Source organism: Paracoccus sp. PAMC 22219 (assembly GCF_000787695.1).
In the GTDB taxonomy this organism is placed as follows: domain Bacteria; phylum Pseudomonadota; class Alphaproteobacteria; order Rhodobacterales; family Rhodobacteraceae; genus Paracoccus.
Window position 1 is genome coordinate 38,159 of sequence record NZ_BBPH01000022.1, and the last position, 15,327, is coordinate 53,485.

At 68.7% G+C, this 15,327-nt stretch carries 19 protein-coding genes and 1 tRNA gene; 9 read left to right on the plus strand and 11 right to left on the minus strand.

From position 1 onward, the window contains the following. Nucleotides 1-51: 51 nt before the first annotated feature. From TY51_RS03975 to TY51_RS03990, 4 genes are read right to left on the minus strand one after another with little or no spacing between them, the layout of a single operon-like run. Complete coding sequence (locus tag TY51_RS03975; RefSeq protein WP_042246124.1) at nt 52-999, minus strand: D-glycerate dehydrogenase; 948 nt, start codon at nt 997-999, stop codon at nt 52-54. Continuing rightward, on the minus strand, nt 996-1,325 hold the full coding sequence (locus tag TY51_RS03980) for a tRNA-binding protein (protein WP_042246127.1): 330 nt from the start codon (nt 1,323-1,325) through the stop codon (nt 996-998). Before TY51_RS03980 ends, TY51_RS03975 begins: the two co-directional genes overlap by 4 nt. Continuing rightward, the gene (gene proC, locus TY51_RS03985; RefSeq protein ID WP_042246130.1) at nt 1,322-2,131 is read right to left on the minus strand and encodes a pyrroline-5-carboxylate reductase; all 810 of its coding nucleotides are present in this window, start codon (nt 2,129-2,131) and stop codon (nt 1,322-1,324) included. Before proC ends, TY51_RS03980 begins: the two co-directional genes overlap by 4 nt. 1 nt (nt 2,132) lies before the next feature. Next, nucleotides 2,133-2,636 carry a YbjN domain-containing protein gene (locus TY51_RS03990; protein WP_042246133.1) on the minus strand — a complete coding sequence of 168 codons (504 nt, stop codon included), beginning with the start codon at nt 2,634-2,636 and terminating at the stop codon, nt 2,133-2,135. Nucleotides 2,637-2,814: 178 nt separating this feature from the next. Between TY51_RS03990 and cobD the strand changes: the two genes are divergently transcribed. Then, nucleotides 2,815-3,777, plus strand: a complete 963-nt coding sequence (gene cobD / locus TY51_RS03995) for a threonine-phosphate decarboxylase CobD (protein ID WP_042246136.1) — start codon at nt 2,815-2,817, stop codon at nt 3,775-3,777. On the opposite strand, the gene TY51_RS04000 is transcribed toward cobD, so the two are convergent. Beyond that, nucleotides 3,774-4,070 (minus strand): alkylphosphonate utilization protein, encoded by a 297-nt coding sequence (locus TY51_RS04000; protein ID WP_042246139.1) that lies wholly within the window; start codon nt 4,068-4,070, stop codon nt 3,774-3,776. The genes cobD and TY51_RS04000 overlap by 4 nt on opposite strands. A 176-nt stretch (nt 4,071-4,246) precedes the next feature. On the opposite strand from TY51_RS04000, the gene TY51_RS04005 reads away from it, so the two are divergent. The 5 genes from TY51_RS04005 to TY51_RS04025 are packed head-to-tail and all read left to right on the plus strand — an operon-like array spanning nt 4,247 to nt 7,267. Further along, a complete protein-coding gene (locus TY51_RS04005; protein ID WP_052649746.1) occupies nt 4,247-4,663 on the plus strand; it encodes a hypothetical protein in 417 nt (138 codons plus the stop codon). Nucleotides 4,664-4,717: 54 nt separating this feature from the next. Next, nucleotides 4,718-5,620, plus strand: a complete 903-nt coding sequence (ppk2, locus tag TY51_RS04010) for a polyphosphate kinase 2 (RefSeq protein WP_042246142.1) — start codon at nt 4,718-4,720, stop codon at nt 5,618-5,620. 17 nt (nt 5,621-5,637) lie between these two features. Then, nucleotides 5,638-6,495: a PhzF family phenazine biosynthesis protein gene (locus tag TY51_RS04015; RefSeq protein WP_042246252.1), complete on the plus strand. Its 858-nt coding sequence runs from the start codon at nt 5,638-5,640 to the stop codon at nt 6,493-6,495. Further along, complete coding sequence (locus TY51_RS04020; protein WP_042246145.1) at nt 6,492-6,785, plus strand: DUF1330 domain-containing protein; 294 nt, start codon at nt 6,492-6,494, stop codon at nt 6,783-6,785. Before TY51_RS04015 ends, TY51_RS04020 begins: the two co-directional genes overlap by 4 nt. A gap of 38 nt (nt 6,786-6,823) precedes the next feature. Further along, entirely contained in the window at nt 6,824-7,267 is a 444-nt protein-coding gene (locus TY51_RS04025; protein WP_307534528.1) for a TerB family tellurite resistance protein, read from the plus strand. Here TY51_RS04025 and TY51_RS04030 read toward each other — a convergent pair. From TY51_RS04030 to TY51_RS04040, 3 genes are read right to left on the minus strand one after another with little or no spacing between them, the layout of a single operon-like run. After that, nucleotides 7,256-8,551, minus strand: a complete 1,296-nt coding sequence (locus TY51_RS04030; protein WP_042246151.1) for an FAD-binding oxidoreductase — start codon at nt 8,549-8,551, stop codon at nt 7,256-7,258. The genes TY51_RS04025 and TY51_RS04030 overlap by 12 nt on opposite strands. After that, the gene (locus TY51_RS04035; protein ID WP_042246154.1) at nt 8,548-9,903 is read right to left on the minus strand and encodes a glutamine synthetase family protein; all 1,356 of its coding nucleotides are present in this window, start codon (nt 9,901-9,903) and stop codon (nt 8,548-8,550) included. Before TY51_RS04035 ends, TY51_RS04030 begins: the two co-directional genes overlap by 4 nt. Next, the gene (locus TY51_RS04040; RefSeq protein ID WP_042246157.1) at nt 9,900-10,607 is read right to left on the minus strand and encodes a type 1 glutamine amidotransferase; all 708 of its coding nucleotides are present in this window, start codon (nt 10,605-10,607) and stop codon (nt 9,900-9,902) included. The genes TY51_RS04035 and TY51_RS04040 overlap by 4 nt, the downstream gene beginning before the upstream one ends. Before the next feature lie 138 nt (nt 10,608-10,745). Between TY51_RS04040 and TY51_RS04045 the strand changes: the two genes are divergently transcribed. Continuing rightward, a complete protein-coding gene (locus tag TY51_RS04045; RefSeq protein ID WP_042246160.1) occupies nt 10,746-11,885 on the plus strand; it encodes an aminotransferase class V-fold PLP-dependent enzyme in 1,140 nt (379 codons plus the stop codon). 67 nt (nt 11,886-11,952) lie between these two features. Further along, on the plus strand, nt 11,953-12,414 hold the full coding sequence (locus TY51_RS04050) for a GNAT family N-acetyltransferase (RefSeq protein WP_042246164.1): 462 nt from the start codon (nt 11,953-11,955) through the stop codon (nt 12,412-12,414). Between the two features lie 50 nt (nt 12,415-12,464). On the opposite strand, the gene TY51_RS04055 is transcribed toward TY51_RS04050, so the two are convergent. Continuing rightward, on the minus strand, nt 12,465-12,761 hold the full coding sequence (locus TY51_RS04055) for a hypothetical protein (RefSeq protein WP_042246166.1): 297 nt from the start codon (nt 12,759-12,761) through the stop codon (nt 12,465-12,467). Between the two features lie 170 nt (nt 12,762-12,931). Between TY51_RS04055 and TY51_RS04060 the strand changes: the two genes are divergently transcribed. Continuing rightward, nucleotides 12,932-13,008, plus strand: a tRNA-Arg gene (locus TY51_RS04060). 169 nt (nt 13,009-13,177) lie between these two features. On the opposite strand, the gene TY51_RS04065 is transcribed toward TY51_RS04060, so the two are convergent. Beyond that, entirely contained in the window at nt 13,178-14,569 is a 1,392-nt protein-coding gene (locus TY51_RS04065; RefSeq protein WP_042246168.1) for a M20 family metallopeptidase, read from the minus strand. After that, the gene (locus tag TY51_RS04070; protein WP_042246171.1) at nt 14,566-15,327 is read right to left on the minus strand and encodes an ABC transporter ATP-binding protein; all 762 of its coding nucleotides are present in this window, start codon (nt 15,325-15,327) and stop codon (nt 14,566-14,568) included. The genes TY51_RS04065 and TY51_RS04070 overlap by 4 nt, the downstream gene beginning before the upstream one ends.

Below are 15,327 nucleotides of genomic sequence, written 5' to 3' on the forward strand. Positions count from 1 at the left end.
CCTTTTCAGACATTCGCATGCAGGAATAACGTCCAAGGCCGCGACGGGTTCCTAGCCGACCGGGTCGGGCAAGGCGGCGCCGTCGATATGCGCCTGCAGGTTCGCCAGCGCGCGCAGGCCCATGCGGGTGCGCGTGTCGTCGGTGGCCGTCCCCAGATGCGGCAGCAGCGTGGCGTTGGGCGCGTCCAGCAACGCCTGCGGCACATGCGGTTCGCGCGCATAGACGTCCAGACCCGCGCCCGCGATGCGACCCGCCACCAGCGCGTCGATCAGCGCATCCTCGTCCACCACGTCACCGCGGGCGATGTTGACCAGCACACCGTCGGCACCCAACGCATCCAGCTCTGCCGCGCCGATCAGGCCGCGCGTCGCAGCACCCCCCGGCACCGCGATCACGGCAACGTTGCAGGCCGCCAGCATGGCGCGCAGGTCGGCGATCTGGCGCGCCGGAAAGTCCAGCCCCGTCACGGTCGACCGGTTGAAGAACACCACGTCCATCCCGAAACCCAGATGCGCGCGCCGGGCGATGGCCTGCCCGATCCGGCCCATGCCGACGATGCCCACGGTGCGGCCCGACATCTCCGATCCCAGCAGCTGCGTGGGGTTCCAGCCGGTCCATCCGCCCGCGCGCAGCAGGCGTTCGCCCTCGGACGCGCGGCGCAGCGTCATCAGCATCAGCGTCAGCGCGATATCGGCGGTGGCGTCAGTCACCACGTCGGGCGTGTTGGTGACCGCCACCCCGGCGGCGCGGGCGGCGGCGATGTCGATATGGTTGAACCCTGCACCGAAATTGGCCAGCAACCTGCAGCGCAGATCGCCCCGGAACGCATCGGCCCCGAAGGCATCGCCCAATGTCGGGATGATCGCGTCATAATCGCGCATCGCCTGCCCCGCCTGATCGACGGTGAGCGGCGTGTTGTCGTGGAATGTCGCGTCGCAGGCCGCGCGGATGGCGGCTGTGGCGCGGTCGGTCATCGGGCGGGTGACAAGGACTTTCAATACAGGCGGCCTCCGTTGGGGACGGGCAGGTCGGGGCGGATCAGCACCACATGGTCATCGGGGTCGGGCACGCCCAGGACCAGAACCTCGGACATGACGGGGCCGATCTGGCGCGGCGGAAAGTTCACGACGCACAGCACCTGCGTGCCGATCAGCGTTTCGGGGTCGTAATGCCGGGTGATCTGGGCCGACGATTTGCGCTCGCCCATCTCGCCCAGGTCCAGCCACAGTTTGATTGCAGGCTTGCGCGCTTCGGGAAAAGGTTCGGCGCGGGTGATGGTGGCGACGCGGATATCGACCTTGAGGAAATCGTCAAAGGTGATCATGCCCGCCCCAGTTCCCGCCCGCGTTCGGTGGCCGCGGCCACGGTGCGGACCATCAGGGGCGTCAGGCCCGTGTCGTCGTCCATCAGCACCGCCAGCCCCGCGGCGGTCGTGCCGTTGGGCGATGTCACGTTGCGGCGCAGCACGGCCGGATCCTCGTCCGCATGGACGGCCAGCGCGCCGGCCCCGGCCACGGTCATGCGCGCCAGCTCCAGCGACAGCGCGGGCGACAGGCCCTGCGCCTCTCCGGCGGCGGCCATCGCCTCGATCAGGTGGAACACATAGGCTGGGCCACTGCCCGACAGGCCGGTGACGGCGTCCATCTGGTCCTCGGCCTCCAGCCGGACCACGCGGCCCACGGCGCGCATCAGCGCCTCGGCCAGGTCCAGATGGGCGGGGGTCGCGGCACCGTTGCCGATCATTGCGGAAATGCCCTGCCCGATGGCTGCAGGCGTGTTGGGCATCACGCGGATGACGGGCGCGCCGGGAAAGGCGGCCTCGAACGTGGCGATGGTCGTGCCCGCCGCGACAGAGATCACCAGGCTGCCCGACAGGTCCGGCATGGCAGACAGCGCGCCGCCCATCATCTGCGGCTTGACCGCCAGCACCACCACCGCCGGATCGGCGGGCAGCCCCGCGTTCACGCGCAACCCGCGGTCCTGCCATTCCGGTGCCAGGTTCGGGTCGACGACCGTCACCGCCCCCGCATCCAGCCCGCGCGCCAGCCACCCCTGCAGCATCGCGCCGCCCATGCGGCCGCATCCCACCAGGACCAGTCCGCGCGCGTTGATATCGTCGAAATCGTTCATGTCAGGCCCGTCCGTAGGTTTCGCCCAAGGCAATCTCCAACGCCGCCGCAGGCGAGGTACCGCCCCACCCGGCCAGCTGGAACGAGGGATAGAACCGCTCGCACGCGGCCAGCGCGGCGCCGATCATCCGGTCGACCTGTTCGGGCAGCGCGATCGCCTCGCCCGCCAGAACCAGCCCGTACCGCCAGACCATCTGCCGCTGTGGCGCGACATAAGTGAAGGCGCCGTCCCAGACCCGGTCATTGGTTAGGTTGATCGTCTGATAGATCGCGGGCATGCGTTCGGCGGGCGGATCCATGTCAAAGCTGCAGATCAGCCGCAGCACCGCGTCGCGCGGCGACCATGCCAGCGTCAGCGCATAACGGCGCCACTGGCCGTCCACGTCCATGACGATCTGATCTTCGGCCAGGCGGTCGAAATCCCAGGCGTGATGGGTGGCGACGGCCTCGACGATGTCGATCGGGTGGATGTCGTCGATGCGCATGGAGGAATCGATCTGCGTCATGGCCTGCCTGTGGCTGCGGTCTTGCGCCGCGGTTGTCCTTGGGTGGCCACACAACACCGGGGGTCGGTGGCCATGGCGCTTACAACATATCGTGGTCGGCTTTGCCACTGGTGTAAAGTCCGAATTGCCCCCGCAGCGGTGGTGCCCTAGCAGGGACGGACAGGACCAAGGGGGCGGTATGGCACGCGATCACGGCGGCAATCTGGATGCGGCGCAGGCGCGTTTCGGGACGGGCGACTGGATTGACCTGTCCACCGGCATCAACCGCAGGCCATGGCCGGTCCCGCCGCTGTCGGACACGGCCTTTCGGGCGCTGCCGATGGCCGCGGCGGAACGGGCTCTGGTGCGGGTGGCGGCGGACTGGTTCGGCTGTGCGGACGATCATGTTCTGCCGATGGCCGGGGCCACGGCGGCGATCCAGCTGGTGCCGCGCCTGCGGCCCGCGGGCCATGCGGCGGTGCTGACGCCCAGCTATAACGAACACGCGGCCAGCCTGACCGCCGCTGGATGGCGCGCCACCCCCGCCCCCGACCTGAACGCGATGGAGGTGGCCGACCTGGCCGTCGTCGTGAACCCGAACAATCCCGACGGGCGCGAATGGTCGCCCATGGCGCTGTCGGCGCTGGCGCGGCGGGTCGGCCTGCTGATCGTCGACGAAAGTTTCGCGGATGCCCGCCCCGACCTGTCGCTGGCCCCGGCCCTGCCAGCCAACGCGGTGGTGCTGCGCAGCTTTGGCAAGTTCTGGGGTCTGGCCGGGCTGCGGCTTGGCTTTGCGCTGGCCGACCCTGCCCTGCTGGCGCCGCTGCGCGAGGCCGCGGGCCCGTGGTCCGTCAGCGGCCCCGCGCTGGAGATCGCGACCGCCGCCATGGCCGACCGGGCCTGGGCCGACGACACCGTGACCTATCACGCGGAGGCCGCGCTGAACCTGGACCGGCTGGCCGCGCGCGCGGGCTGGCAGCCCTTGGGCGGCACGCATCTGTTCCGCCTGTACGACACGCCCGACGCGCGGGCAGCCCAGGACGCCCTGGCCCGCGCCCATGTCTGGACGCGGCGCTTTCCCTATTCCGATCGCTGGCTGCGGCTTGGCATTCCCGGCAGCCGGGACGAATTCGCCCGCGTCAGGGACGCCCTGAACCCCTAGCGCTTGCGCAGGAATTCGGCGCGCAGCACCAGGCCCTTGATGCTGTCGTGGCGACAGTCGACCTCGGCCGGGTCGTCGGTCAGGCGGATGCTGCGGATCACGGTGCCCTGCTTGATCACGGTGCTGCTGCCCTTGACCTTCAGGTCCTTGATGACGACCACCTGGTCGCCGTCGGCCAGCGGGCTGCCCGCGCTGTCGCGCACGATGCCCCCGGAGGCGGCTTCGGCCGCGACATCGGCGGCGGGACGCCATTCGCCAGTGGCCTCGTCATAGACATAATCGTCGTCGGCCATGGTCTGCCCTTTCGCGGCTGGCGGCGCAGGGTGCCGCCCATCCGGCTTAGGGCGCGCGGGCGTGCCGCGCAACCTCTGGCGCAGGGCGCGGGGTTTGGCCATGATGGGGACGCGAAAAGGATGCCCCCGATGATGCGACTTGCCCTGTTCCTGACGATGCTGGCCACCCCCGCGCCTTGGCCGACGCGCCGCTGGTGGTGCTGGACCGCACGCAGCTGCCGTTCGACCTGGGGCCGGGGAACCCCGCCAACAGCCCGGCGCGGGCGGGCAACGCGCCCCATGCGGCGTGGAATTCCGCCGGCAACACTGCCAACGCGCCGACCGCACCGGGCAACCGCCCCACTGATCGCGTGAACGAGGGGCGGGTGATCTTCACCTCCGACGGGTCGGTGGTGGGCTATTACGCGCCGAACGCAGTGGGGGTGCTGAACCTGTTCGACACCCAGGGCCGGCGCATCGCCTATCGCCCGGCGCGGGGCACGAAAAGCCTGTTCACCGTTCAGGGCGCCTGGTGCGGCACGGTCGACGGGCTGCGCGACGGCGGCTTGGTGCTGGCCGTCACGGCGGATTGCGCGCGCCAGTTCATGCGCTGACACGGCATCGTCACAATCCCGCCCTAGACCGCAGCAAAGCCATCGGAGACGCAGATGAACGACTACAAGGACTGGCTGCAGGCAGAGCTGCAGGAGACCCTGGACGAGGATATCGAGCTGGAGATGGAGGACGCCGCCCTGTCGGCCGAGATCCGGCGCATCTATCGCAGCCACCATCCCGACCAGATGGACCGCAAGCGCTATTTCCAGGAACTGCTCCGCCTGCAATCCGAACTGATCCGCCTGCAGGACTGGGTCAGCCACAACAACGAACGCGTCGTCGTGCTGTTCGAGGGCCGCGACAGTGCCGGCAAGGGCGGCGCCATCAAGCGTATCACGCAGCGGCTGAACCCGCGCGTGGCCCGTGTCGTGGCCCTGCCCGCTCCGTCCGACCGGGAAAAGACGCAATGGTATTTCCAGCGCTATGTCCCGCACCTGCCCGCGGGCGGAGAGATCGTGCTGTTCGACCGCAGCTGGTACAACCGCGCAGGCGTGGAACGCGTGATGGGTTTCGCGACCGAGGATCAGGTCGAGCAGTTCTTTCAGGACGTGCCGGAGTTCGAACGCATGCTGGTGCGGTCGGGCATCCGGCTGGTGAAATACTGGTTCTCGATCACCGACGAAGAACAGCAGATGCGGTTCCAGATGCGCATCCACGACCCGCTGAAGCAGTGGAAGCTGTCGCCCATGGACCTGCAGTCCCGCATCCGGTGGGAGGCCTATACCAAGGCCAAGGAGGACATGTTCGAGCGCACCAACATCCCCGAGGCGCCGTGGTACATCGTGCCCGGCAACGACAAGAAGCGCGCCCGCCTGAACTGCATCGACCACCTTCTGGGGCTGATCCCCTATGGCGACGTGGACCACGAACAGATCACGTTGCCCGACCGGGTCTTCAACCCCGATTATGAACGCGACGCCGTCCCGCGAGAGCTGTATGTTCCGCAGAAATACTGATGCCTCCGGGGGCCTTGATGCTGGAATACCATGTCTATGACGTCTTCACCGATCGGCCGTTCTCGGGCAATCCGCTGGCCGTGGTGATGGGGGCGGACGCGTTGAGCACGCGGCAGATGCAGACCATCGCCCGCCAGTTCAACCTGTCCGAGACAATCTTCGTCATGGCCCCGCGGGACCCCGCCCATCGCGCGCGTGTCCGCATCTTCCTGCCCTTGGCAGAGATCCCCTTTGCGGGTCACCCGACCATCGGCTGCGCGCTGCACCTGTCGGCGGGCGACGGCGATCTGGTGCTGGAGGAGGAGGCGGGGCTGGTCCCGGTGACCATTCGCGACGGCTTGGCGGAATTCGCGGCCCCGGTGCTGCCGCAGTTGGGCGACGCGGTCGCGGTCGATCTGGCCGCAGCCGGGCTGGGCCTGCGCGCGGATCAGATCGGCTTTGGCGATCATCGCCCGGTCGTGGCCCATGCGGGGCCCGCGTTCATCTTTGTCCCGCTGCGCGACACGCAGGCGCTGGCCGATGCCCGCCCGACCGGCGCGGGGTTCGAGGCGCTGACCGCCGATATCGGCAAGGTCTATGCCTATGCCCCCGATGGCGCGGGGTTCCGCGCGCGCATGTTCGCACCCGCAAACGGCGTCCCCGAAGACCCCGCCACCGGATCGGCGACCGCCACCCTTGCCGCTCCCCTGCTGACCGCGGGCGTTCTGCCCGACGGAGAGACCCGCCTGTGCCTGCGCCAGGGGGTCGAGATGGGGCGCCCGTCGGACCTGGGCCTGCGCATCACCGTGCGGGATGGCGCGCTGGCGCAGGTCTGCGTGTCGGGCCGCGCCGTTCCCGTGGCCCAGGGCCGCATCCGCATTCCGGAGGAGACATGACCAAGGCCTATTGGATCGCCCATGTGACCATCGACGACGCCGACGCCTATGACGCCTATCGCCGGGCCAATGCCGCGCCCTTTGCCGAATTCGGGGCGCGGTTCCTGGTCCGCGGCGGCGCGCAGCAGGTGGTCGAGGGGCAGGCCCGCCCCCGCAGCGTGGTGATCGAGTTTCCGTCGCTGGAGGCCGCGCAGGCCTGCTACGACAGTCCCGGCTATCAGGCGGCCAAGGCGCTGCGCGAGCCGGTCTCTGCCGCAGATGTGATCATCGTCGAGGGCTGGCCCGGCTAGACCCCTGCGCCGCGGGCGGGCATCCTGAGCGGATGTTCATGGACCTTCTGACACGCCTGATGGGCGACACCGCCGGCCCGATCGACAGCGGCGACGCCGAACTGGCGATCGCCGCCCTTCTGGTGCGCGTCGCGCGCGCCGACGATCATTACGATCAGGCCGAACGCGACCGGATCGAACAGGTCCTGTCCCGCCGCGGCCTGACCGCGCCCGAAGCCGCCGCCCGTCGCGCGCAGGCCGAGGCGCTGGAGGCCGAGGCCAGCGACACGGTGCGCTTTACCCGCCAGATCAAGGACCGCATCGCGCTGGAGGATCGCCGCGCCGTGCTGGCCGGCCTGTGGGAAGTGGCCTTGGCCGACCACAACCGCGGCGCGGACGAGGACAGCCTGATCCGCCTGGTCTCCAGCCTGCTGGGCATGACCGACCGCGAATCGGCCCAGATCCGTCAGCAGGTGCTGGCCCGGATGGGTCTAGAACCCTAGACGGTCGCGCAGCCCGAACCACGCCATCCCCGCCACCAGCAGTGGCTTGCGCAAGCCCGCGCCGCCCGGAAATGGCCGCGTGGGCACGGCGGCCATCGCGTCGAACCGGTCGGCCTGGCCCGCGACGGCCTCGGCCATCAGCCGCCCCGCCAGCGTGGCCATCGCCACGCCGTGCCCCGAATAGCCGCTGGCCGATAGGCAGTTCGGCGCAGGTCGGGCGAAACACGGCATGCGGTTCATCGTGATCGCTAGCGTCCCGCCCCAGGCATGGGTCAGGGGCACGTCGCGCAGCTGCGGATAGACCGACAGCAGATGCGGCCGCACCACCGCCGCGATGTCGCGCGGAAAGCGATAGGTCACCGTTTCCCCACCGCCAAAGACCAGCCGCCGTTCATCGTCCAGCCGCCAATAGTTCACCACGAACTTGGTGTCCGCCGCCGCGATGCGGTCCGGCAGGATCGTGGGGTGGTCGTCCAGCGGCGGGGTCGCGACGATGTAGTTGTTGATGGGCATCACCCGCGCGGCGACCCCCCGGTCCAGATCGCCCAGATAGCCGTTGCAGGCCAGGATGACGTGATCGGCCCGCAGCACGCCCTGATCGGTGCGGATCGTGCTGGGCGCGCCGTGGGTCAGGCCGGTGACCTGGCTGCGTTCATGGATCACCGCGCCAGCATCCCGCGCCAGCCGCGCCATGCCAAGCGTCAGCGCCAGCGGCTGCACATGCCCCGCCCCCCGGTCCAGATCGCCGCCGACATAGGCCGCACTGCCAAGCGCCGCAGCCAGCCCGTCACGGTCCAGCGCGGTGACCTGCGCGTAATCGTAATGCCGCGCCAGATGGTCGGCGATGTGGCGGGCATGATCGACCTCTGACGCCGTGCGGCAGGCATGGGCGATGCCGTCCCGCACCGGCACGCCCGCCTCCGCCGCGATGGCGCGGACGACGGCCTTGGCCTCCTCGGCCAGATCCCACAGGCGGCGAGCCACGTCGGGACCGAGGTTCGCCTCCAGCCAGTCGACCTCCTGCCGCTGGCCGGACCCGATCTGGCCGCCGTTGCGGCCCGACGCGCCGAAACCCACGCGCTGCGCCTCCAGCACCGTCACCGACAGACCCCGCCGCGCCAGATGCAGCGCCGCCGACAGGCCGGTATAGCCCGCCCCGATAACCGCGACATCCGCCCGCGCCTCGCCCTGCATGGGCGGCAGGTCGGGCTGCGGCCCGCACTGGTCGGCATAAAGGCTGGGCGGATAGACGCCGGGCCGGTCGTTCAGATGCAGCAGGTTCATACGTTCAGCAGCAGATGTTCGCGTTCCCACGGGCTGATCACCTGCAGGAACTCCTTGTATTCATTGCGCTTGACGGATTCATAGACGGCGGTGAACTCCTCTCCCAGAACGCCGCGCATCGCCTCGTTCTCCATCATCAGGTCCAGCGCGTCGCCCAGGTTATAGGGCAGCTCGTCCTGCGACATGTAGGCGTCGCCCAGGCATTCGGCGCGCGGGTTTTCCGCCTCCAGCAGGCCCAGATAGCCACAGGCCAGCGACGCGGCGATGCCCAGATAGGGGTTGCAGTCCATCCCCGCCAGCCGGTTCTCCAGCCGCCGCGCCTCGGGGCCCGAGATCGGCACGCGCAGGCCCGTGGTGCGGTTGTCGCGCCCCCATTCCAGGTTGATGGGTGCCGCAAAATCCGGGACATAGCGGCGATAGCTGTTCACATAGGGCGCCAGAAGGGCGATGGCCGCGGGCAGGTGCTTTTGCATCCCGGCGATGAAATGCAGGAAGGCCGGTGTCTCTCGGCCCTTTTCGTCGGAAAAGATGTTCTGGCCGGTCTCGATATCGGTGATCGAGTGGTGGATGTGCATCGCGCTGCCCGGCTCGCCCTCGATGGGCTTGGCCATGAAGGTCGCGAAACAGTCGTGGCGCAGGGCGGCCTCGCGGATCAGCCGCTTGAAATAGAAGATCTCATCGGCCAGGGCCACCGGATCGCCGTGGTTCAGGTTGATCTCGACCTGGCCCGCGCCGCCTTCCTGCAGGATGCCGTCGATCTCGAACCCCTGCGCCTCGGCGAAATCATAGATGTCGTCGATGACCTTGCCGTATTCGTCGACCGCCGACATCGAATAGGCCTGTTTCGCCGCCGCCCGCCTGCCGGTCCGGCCCATGGGCGGGATGATCGGCTGGTTGGGGTCGATGTTGCGGGCGACCAGAAAGAACTCCATCTCGGGCGCCACGACCGGGTTCCAGCCCTTGTCGCGGTACAGCTGCACCACGCGTTTCAGAACGTTGCGCGGCGCGATGGGCATCGGGTTGCCCTGCTGATCGGTCGCGTCATGGATGACCTGGATGGTCCAGTCCGCCGTCCAGGGCGCGGCGGTGGCGGTGGAATAGTCGGGGACCATCACCATGTCGGGTTCGGTGAAGGCACCCGACGGGTTGTCGGCCCATTCCCCGGTGATCGTCTGCAGGAAGATCGAGTTGGGCAGATAGAACTGGTTCTGCCGCGCGAATTTCGACGCTGGCATCGCCTTGCCGCGGGCCACGCCCGCGATGTCGGCCACGATGCATTCGACCTCGTCCAGGCGGCGCCCGGCCATGAAGTCGCGCGCGGCCTGGGGCAGCTTTTCGGTCCAGTCGCTCATGCGGCACCTTTGTCCGGTCGCGCCAAGGCGCGGGGTTGCTTGAAGAAGGCCTCGATCTGGTCGGCGAGCAGAGAGGCGCCATCGGCCTGACCCATGCGGGCGGCGGCCGCCGCCAGCAGGTCGTCGGGCACGACCCCCTTGGCGCGGGTGTCCATCAGGCCTTGGATGAAGGAGTCGCCGAATTCCGGATGCGCCTGCACGGTGAACGCCCGGTCGCCATAGATCAGCGCGGCATTCTCGCAGAAGGCGTTGCGGCCCGCGACCTGCGCGCCGGGCGGTAGGGCCACGACCTGGTCCTGGTGCCAGGCGTTCAGCGTGACGGGCTGGCCGCCGAAATCATAGTCCTGTGCGCCCACGGCCCATCCGCCGGGGTGCTTTACCACCGTGCCGCCCAGGGCCTGGGCGATGATCTGATGGCCGAAACAGATGCCGACTATCGGCACACCCGCGTCATGGACGCGGCGAATGAAATCCTCCAGCGGCGGGATGAAGGCGTGATCCTCGTACGCGCCGTGGCGCGATCCTGTCAGCAGCCAGCCGTCGGCATCATGGATGTCGTCGGGAAACGCCATCTCCTCGACATGCCAGGTGGTGAAATCGAAACCGCGACCGTCCAGCAGGCGCACGAACATGTCGGGATAGTCGCCCAAATCCCGCTTCAGCTGCGCCGGCGACTGGCCGCATTGAAGGATGCCGATCCGCATGAATAACCTTGATGTTGCTTGTGTCCAAAGCCTAGTCGCCCCGCAGGGGGGGCCGCAAGGGGGGCGTTTGCGCCTTTTGGCGGTCTGGCCGCGCGGGTGCACAGGCGCTAGGCTGCGCGCAACGGAAAGGATGTTCCCATGCCCCATCAGCGCCCCGAAATCGATCCGGACGGATTGGACGAATTCTCGGTCGTGTTCACGGACCGGTCCCTGAACCACATGTCGAAACGCTTTCAGCAGGTCATGCGCGACCTGTCGGCGGGCCTGTGCGACGTCTATGGCGCGGCGCAGGTGGCGATCGTGCCGGGCGGCGGCAGCTATGCGATGGAATCGGTCGCGCGCCAGTTCGGCCGCGACGCGCATGCGCTGATTGTGCGGAACGGCTGGTTCAGCTATCGCTGGAGCCAGATCTTCGACGCGGGCGCCTTCGCGCGCGAGGTGACCGTGGTCAAGGCGCGCCCGCAGGGGAACGAACCCCAGCCCGCCTATGCGCCGCCCCCCATCGACGAGGTCGTGGCCCGCATCCGCGAGGCGCGCCCCGACGCCGTGTTCGCGCCGCATGTGGAAACCTCGGCCGGGCTGATCCTGCCCGACGATTATATCACCGCCCTTGCCGATGCCGCGCACGAGGTCGGCGCCCTGATGGTGCTGGACTGCATCGCGTCGGGTGCGATCTGGGTCGACATGAAGGCCACGGGCGTGGACGTCCTGATCTCGGCCCCGCAAAAAGGCTGGTCGGCCTCGCCAGCCGCGGGGCTGGTGATGCTGTCGGATCGGGCCGCCGAACGGCTGGCCACCACCGACAGCGACAGCTTTGCGCTGGACCTGAAGAAATGGCGCGCGATCATGCAGGCCTATCTGGACGGCGGCCACGCCTATCACGCCACCATGCCGACCGACGCCCTGCTGGGCCTGCGCGACGCGATGGAGGAGACCCGCGCGATGGGATTCGCCGCCGCCCGCGACGCGCAATGGCGCCTTGGCCGCGCGGTCCGCGACGATCTGGCGGCGCGCGGCATCCGGTCGGTTGCGGCCGAGGGGTTCCAGGCACCCGGCGTCGTGGTCAGCTATACCGACGACCCCGACGTCAAGTCGGGCCGCGCCTTTGCCGCCCTTGGCACCCAGATCGCGGCGGGCGTGCCGCTGGCCATCGACGAGGGGGCCGATTTCTCGACCTTCCGCATCGGGCTGTTCGGTCTGGACAAGCTGCGCGACGTGGACGGCACGATGGCCCGGCTGGTGCCGGTGCTGGATCAGGCGACGGCGCCGCGCGGCTAAGCCTTTGACGCGCGCGTCAAGGCGGGGTACTGCCCCGCCGGTGACCATGTGGCGACAGGACCCGAACATGACGCTGACGATCGATCTGGAAAGCCCGCTTGGGCCCGACCTGGACCTGCTGTTTGAACGCCACACCGCCGAGATGCATGCCGACACCCCGCCCGGCTCGATCCACATGATGCCCAAGGACGCGCTGGCCGACCCCGCCATCGCGTTCTTCGTGGTGCGCGACGATGGCCGGCCGGTCGCGATGGGCGCGGTCAAGAACCTCGGCGCGTCCGAGGGAGAGCTGAAATCGATGCATGTGCTGTCCGAACAGCGCGGGCGGGGCGTGTCGCGGATGCTGCTGCGGCATATGCTGGGCCATGCGCGGGACGCGGGCTATGCCAAGCTGTCGCTTGAAACCGGCGTGCAGCCCGGATTTGTGCCGGCCCGCGGCCTCTATGCGCGCGAAGGGTTCACGGAATGCCCGCCCTTCGGCAGCTATCGCGCCGACCCGCATTCGGTCTTCATGACGCTGATGCTGTAACGCAAACGGCGCGCATCCTGCGATGCGCGCCGTTGCAAGCTGTGGGTCGATCAGTGCTCGTGCGTGGGCAGAGCCTTCAGATCATCCTTGGTCCAGTGGGTATGGGCGTGAACCGTGCCGGACTCGTCGCGCATGAAGTCCAGATCGGTCGCCGAAACCAGGACCGGCTTGGCGCCGATGCCCAGAAAGCCGCCGACATCCAGTACGACCTGCGCGGATGCGCCCATGCCGTGGGTGTGCGACACTGTGCCGACCGTCTCGTCGCCGGGGCCATAGACGGTGGCACCGTCCAGAACGGCCTCGGTCAGTTCGTCGTGGGTCAATCGCGTGTGATTTGCGTGGTCCATGTCGACCTCCTTCAGGTGGTGTGACAGGACAACCCGGCACGGCCGGCGACGTTCCATGAACATATGATGGCGGCACGCACAAGTTCGTGCGCGGCGATGCGATTAGCGGCTGGATTGCCGATGCACCTGCCGCTAAGAAAGGCCAGACCGCCAAGACAGGCAAGCCTGCGGGCCCCGTAGCTCAACTGGATAGAGCAATTGACTTCTAATCAATAGGTTGCAGGTTCGAATCCTGCCGGGGTCACCATTTTCTATGTCCGATCAGCGCCTTACCGGCCCTGTTGCCGAACGGCACCCTGTCCATAAGGACAGGATGACGCCGCCCCCGACATCAGACAAAAGAGGCTTATCGGCCGGGCGTCCTTGGTGGTTGGTTTAACGAGTTCAGACGCCCGGCCGATCTGTCCCCCCTGCGGTCAATTGCCCTGCGCGGGCGTCCCGATATCCCACCACAGCCCCGCCATGATCGCCAGTGCCTGCCGCGACAGGGTTTGCAACGCATGTTCGTCGGGCGCGTGCTGGCAGCAGCCGCGATAGGAATGCGGCACCCAGATCGACGGCAGACCCAGGATTTCAGCAAAGCACTCGTTGGGCAGCGACCCGGCCAGGTTCGGCAGCAGATGCGGCGCCTGCCCGGTGGTCCGGCGCACCGATTCCGCGACCCTGCGCACCCAGTCATGGTCGGGCATCAGCCGCGTGGCATGCGCGGGGTCGCCGTCGCGGGGCAAAATGCGGACCGCGTGATGGCCGTGGCGGTCCAGATGGCGGCGCAGCGCGGGCAGGATGTCGTCGGGATCGGTCCCCACGACATAGCGCAGCTGGCAGGTCGCCCGTGCGCGGCCCGCAATGGCGTTCACCGGCGCGTCGGGCACCCCCGCGGTCATCGCCAGCACCGCAAAACTGTTCCAGCCAAAGGCGCGTTCGGTGGGTGTCAGTCCGACCTCTCCCCAATCGGGGTCGACATCGGGGCCGCCCGCCTCGATCACAGGCAGGTCGCGCAGGGCGTCGCGCAGCGCGGGCGTCAGGCTGTCGGGGCGCCATTCCGGGACCTGGATCTGACCGCGCCGGTCGCAGATCGTGGCCAGCGCATGCGCCAGGATCATCGCCGGATCGGCCAGCAGGCCGCCCCAGTTGCCCGAATGATGCGCCCCCGACCGCAGCTCCAGCACCAAATCAAAGGACAGCGCCGCGCGCGATCCCATGAACAGCGTCGGCACGTCGGCCTGCAGGCGCGGGCCGTCCGACGCGATCAGCACGTCGGCCGACAGCGCATCCGCATGGTCGCGACAGACCTGCGCCAAGCCCGGCGACCCGGTCTCCTCGGACATCTCGAAGATGATCCGCATGTTGAAGCCCAGATGTCCGCGCGTGTCGATGACCGCCTGCAGCGCGGCCAGGTTGATCAGGTGCTGTCCCTTGTTGTCGGCCGCGCCGCGCCCGTACAGGCGGTCGCCCTCGGCCGTCAGGACAAAGGGGGTCAGCCCATCGCGCCACTGGTCAGTCTGGGCGCGGACCACGTCGCCGTGGCCATAGGTCAGGACCGTGGTCAGGGACGGATCCTCGATCCGTTCCGCGATCAGCAGCGGGCCGCCGCGCGGGTCGGGATTGTCCAGGATGCGGCTGGCAAAGCCCAAGGTCGACAGCCGCGGCACCATCGCCTCGGTCAGATAGCGCCCCAGATGGGGCCGCTGCGCGGGGTCCTGGCTTTCGGTCGGATGGGCCACCAGGGCCGCCAGATCGGTCTGGAAGCCGCCTTGGTCGAAATAGGCTTCGGCCCGGTCCACCGCGGCCTGTCGCGCATCGGTCATGGGCGGGCCTCCGGGCGGTATCCGGCGGATGCCTCGATCAGGTGGGTGGTATAGGGCTGGGCCCCCTGCCCCGCCCGCAGGTTGGCCGCCGGCAGGATCTCGACGATGCGCCCGCGCTGCATGACGGCCAGCCGGTCGCACATATGGGCAATCACCGACAGGTCGTGGCTGACCATCAGATAGGTCAGCCCGTGTTCGTCGCGCAGATCGGCCAGCAGGTTCAGGATCTCGGCCTGGACGCTGACGTCCAGCGCGCTGGTCGGCTCGTCCAGCAGCAGCAGGCGCGGTTCGGCGGCCAGCGCGCGGGCGATGGCCACACGCTGACGCTGTCCCCCCGACAGCTGATGCGGATAGCGGAACCGGAACCCGCGGCCCAGGCCCACGTCGTCAAGCAGCTTGACGATGCGCTGATCGATCCGGTCCATGCCCTGCAGGCGCAGGGTCTCCGCCAGAACCGCATCGACGGAATGGCGCGGGTGCAGGCTGGCATAGGGGTCCTGGAACACCATCTGGACGGTGCGAAAGAACGCCCGGTCGCGGCGGTCGGCCCGCTGGTCGCGGCCATCGACCGTGATGCGCCCCGACCAGCCGGGGATCAGCCCGGCGATGGCGCGCAGGATGGTGGACTTGCCTGACCCGCTTTCGCCCACCAGCCCAAAGCTTTCGCCCTGCGCCAAGTCGAAGGTCGCGCCGTGGACGGCGGTGACGCGGTCGGGCTCCTGCCCGAACCAGACGGTCAGATCGGCGACGCTCAGCAT

Coding starts and splice junctions, on each gene's coding strand:
- TY51_RS03980 (WP_042246127.1), bottom strand. CDS start 1,325: ATGATCACCTTTGACGATTTCCTCAAGGTCGATATCCGCGTCGCCACC.
- proC (WP_042246130.1), bottom strand. CDS start 2,131: ATGAACGATTTCGACGATATCAACGCGCGCGGACTGGTCCTGGTGGGA.
- TY51_RS03990 (WP_042246133.1), bottom strand. CDS start 2,636: ATGACGCAGATCGATTCCTCCATGCGCATCGACGACATCCACCCGATC.
- cobD (WP_042246136.1), top strand. CDS start 2,815: ATGGCACGCGATCACGGCGGCAATCTGGATGCGGCGCAGGCGCGTTTC.
- TY51_RS04000 (WP_042246139.1), bottom strand. CDS start 4,070: ATGGCCGACGACGATTATGTCTATGACGAGGCCACTGGCGAATGGCGT.
- ppk2 (WP_042246142.1), top strand. CDS start 4,718: ATGAACGACTACAAGGACTGGCTGCAGGCAGAGCTGCAGGAGACCCTG.
- TY51_RS04015 (WP_042246252.1), top strand. CDS start 5,638: ATGCTGGAATACCATGTCTATGACGTCTTCACCGATCGGCCGTTCTCG.
- TY51_RS04020 (WP_042246145.1), top strand. CDS start 6,492: ATGACCAAGGCCTATTGGATCGCCCATGTGACCATCGACGACGCCGAC.
- TY51_RS04025 (WP_307534528.1), top strand. CDS start 6,824: ATGGACCTTCTGACACGCCTGATGGGCGACACCGCCGGCCCGATCGAC.
- TY51_RS04030 (WP_042246151.1), bottom strand. CDS start 8,551: ATGAACCTGCTGCATCTGAACGACCGGCCCGGCGTCTATCCGCCCAGC.
- TY51_RS04035 (WP_042246154.1), bottom strand. CDS start 9,903: ATGAGCGACTGGACCGAAAAGCTGCCCCAGGCCGCGCGCGACTTCATG.
- TY51_RS04040 (WP_042246157.1), bottom strand. CDS start 10,607: ATGCGGATCGGCATCCTTCAATGCGGCCAGTCGCCGGCGCAGCTGAAG.
- TY51_RS04045 (WP_042246160.1), top strand. CDS start 10,746: ATGCCCCATCAGCGCCCCGAAATCGATCCGGACGGATTGGACGAATTC.
- TY51_RS04050 (WP_042246164.1), top strand. CDS start 11,953: ATGACGCTGACGATCGATCTGGAAAGCCCGCTTGGGCCCGACCTGGAC.
- TY51_RS04055 (WP_042246166.1), bottom strand. CDS start 12,761: ATGGACCACGCAAATCACACGCGATTGACCCACGACGAACTGACCGAG.
- TY51_RS04065 (WP_042246168.1), bottom strand. CDS start 14,569: ATGACCGATGCGCGACAGGCCGCGGTGGACCGGGCCGAAGCCTATTTC.
- TY51_RS04070 (WP_042246171.1), bottom strand. CDS start 15,327: ATGCTGAGCGTCGCCGATCTGACCGTCTGGTTCGGGCAGGAGCCCGAC.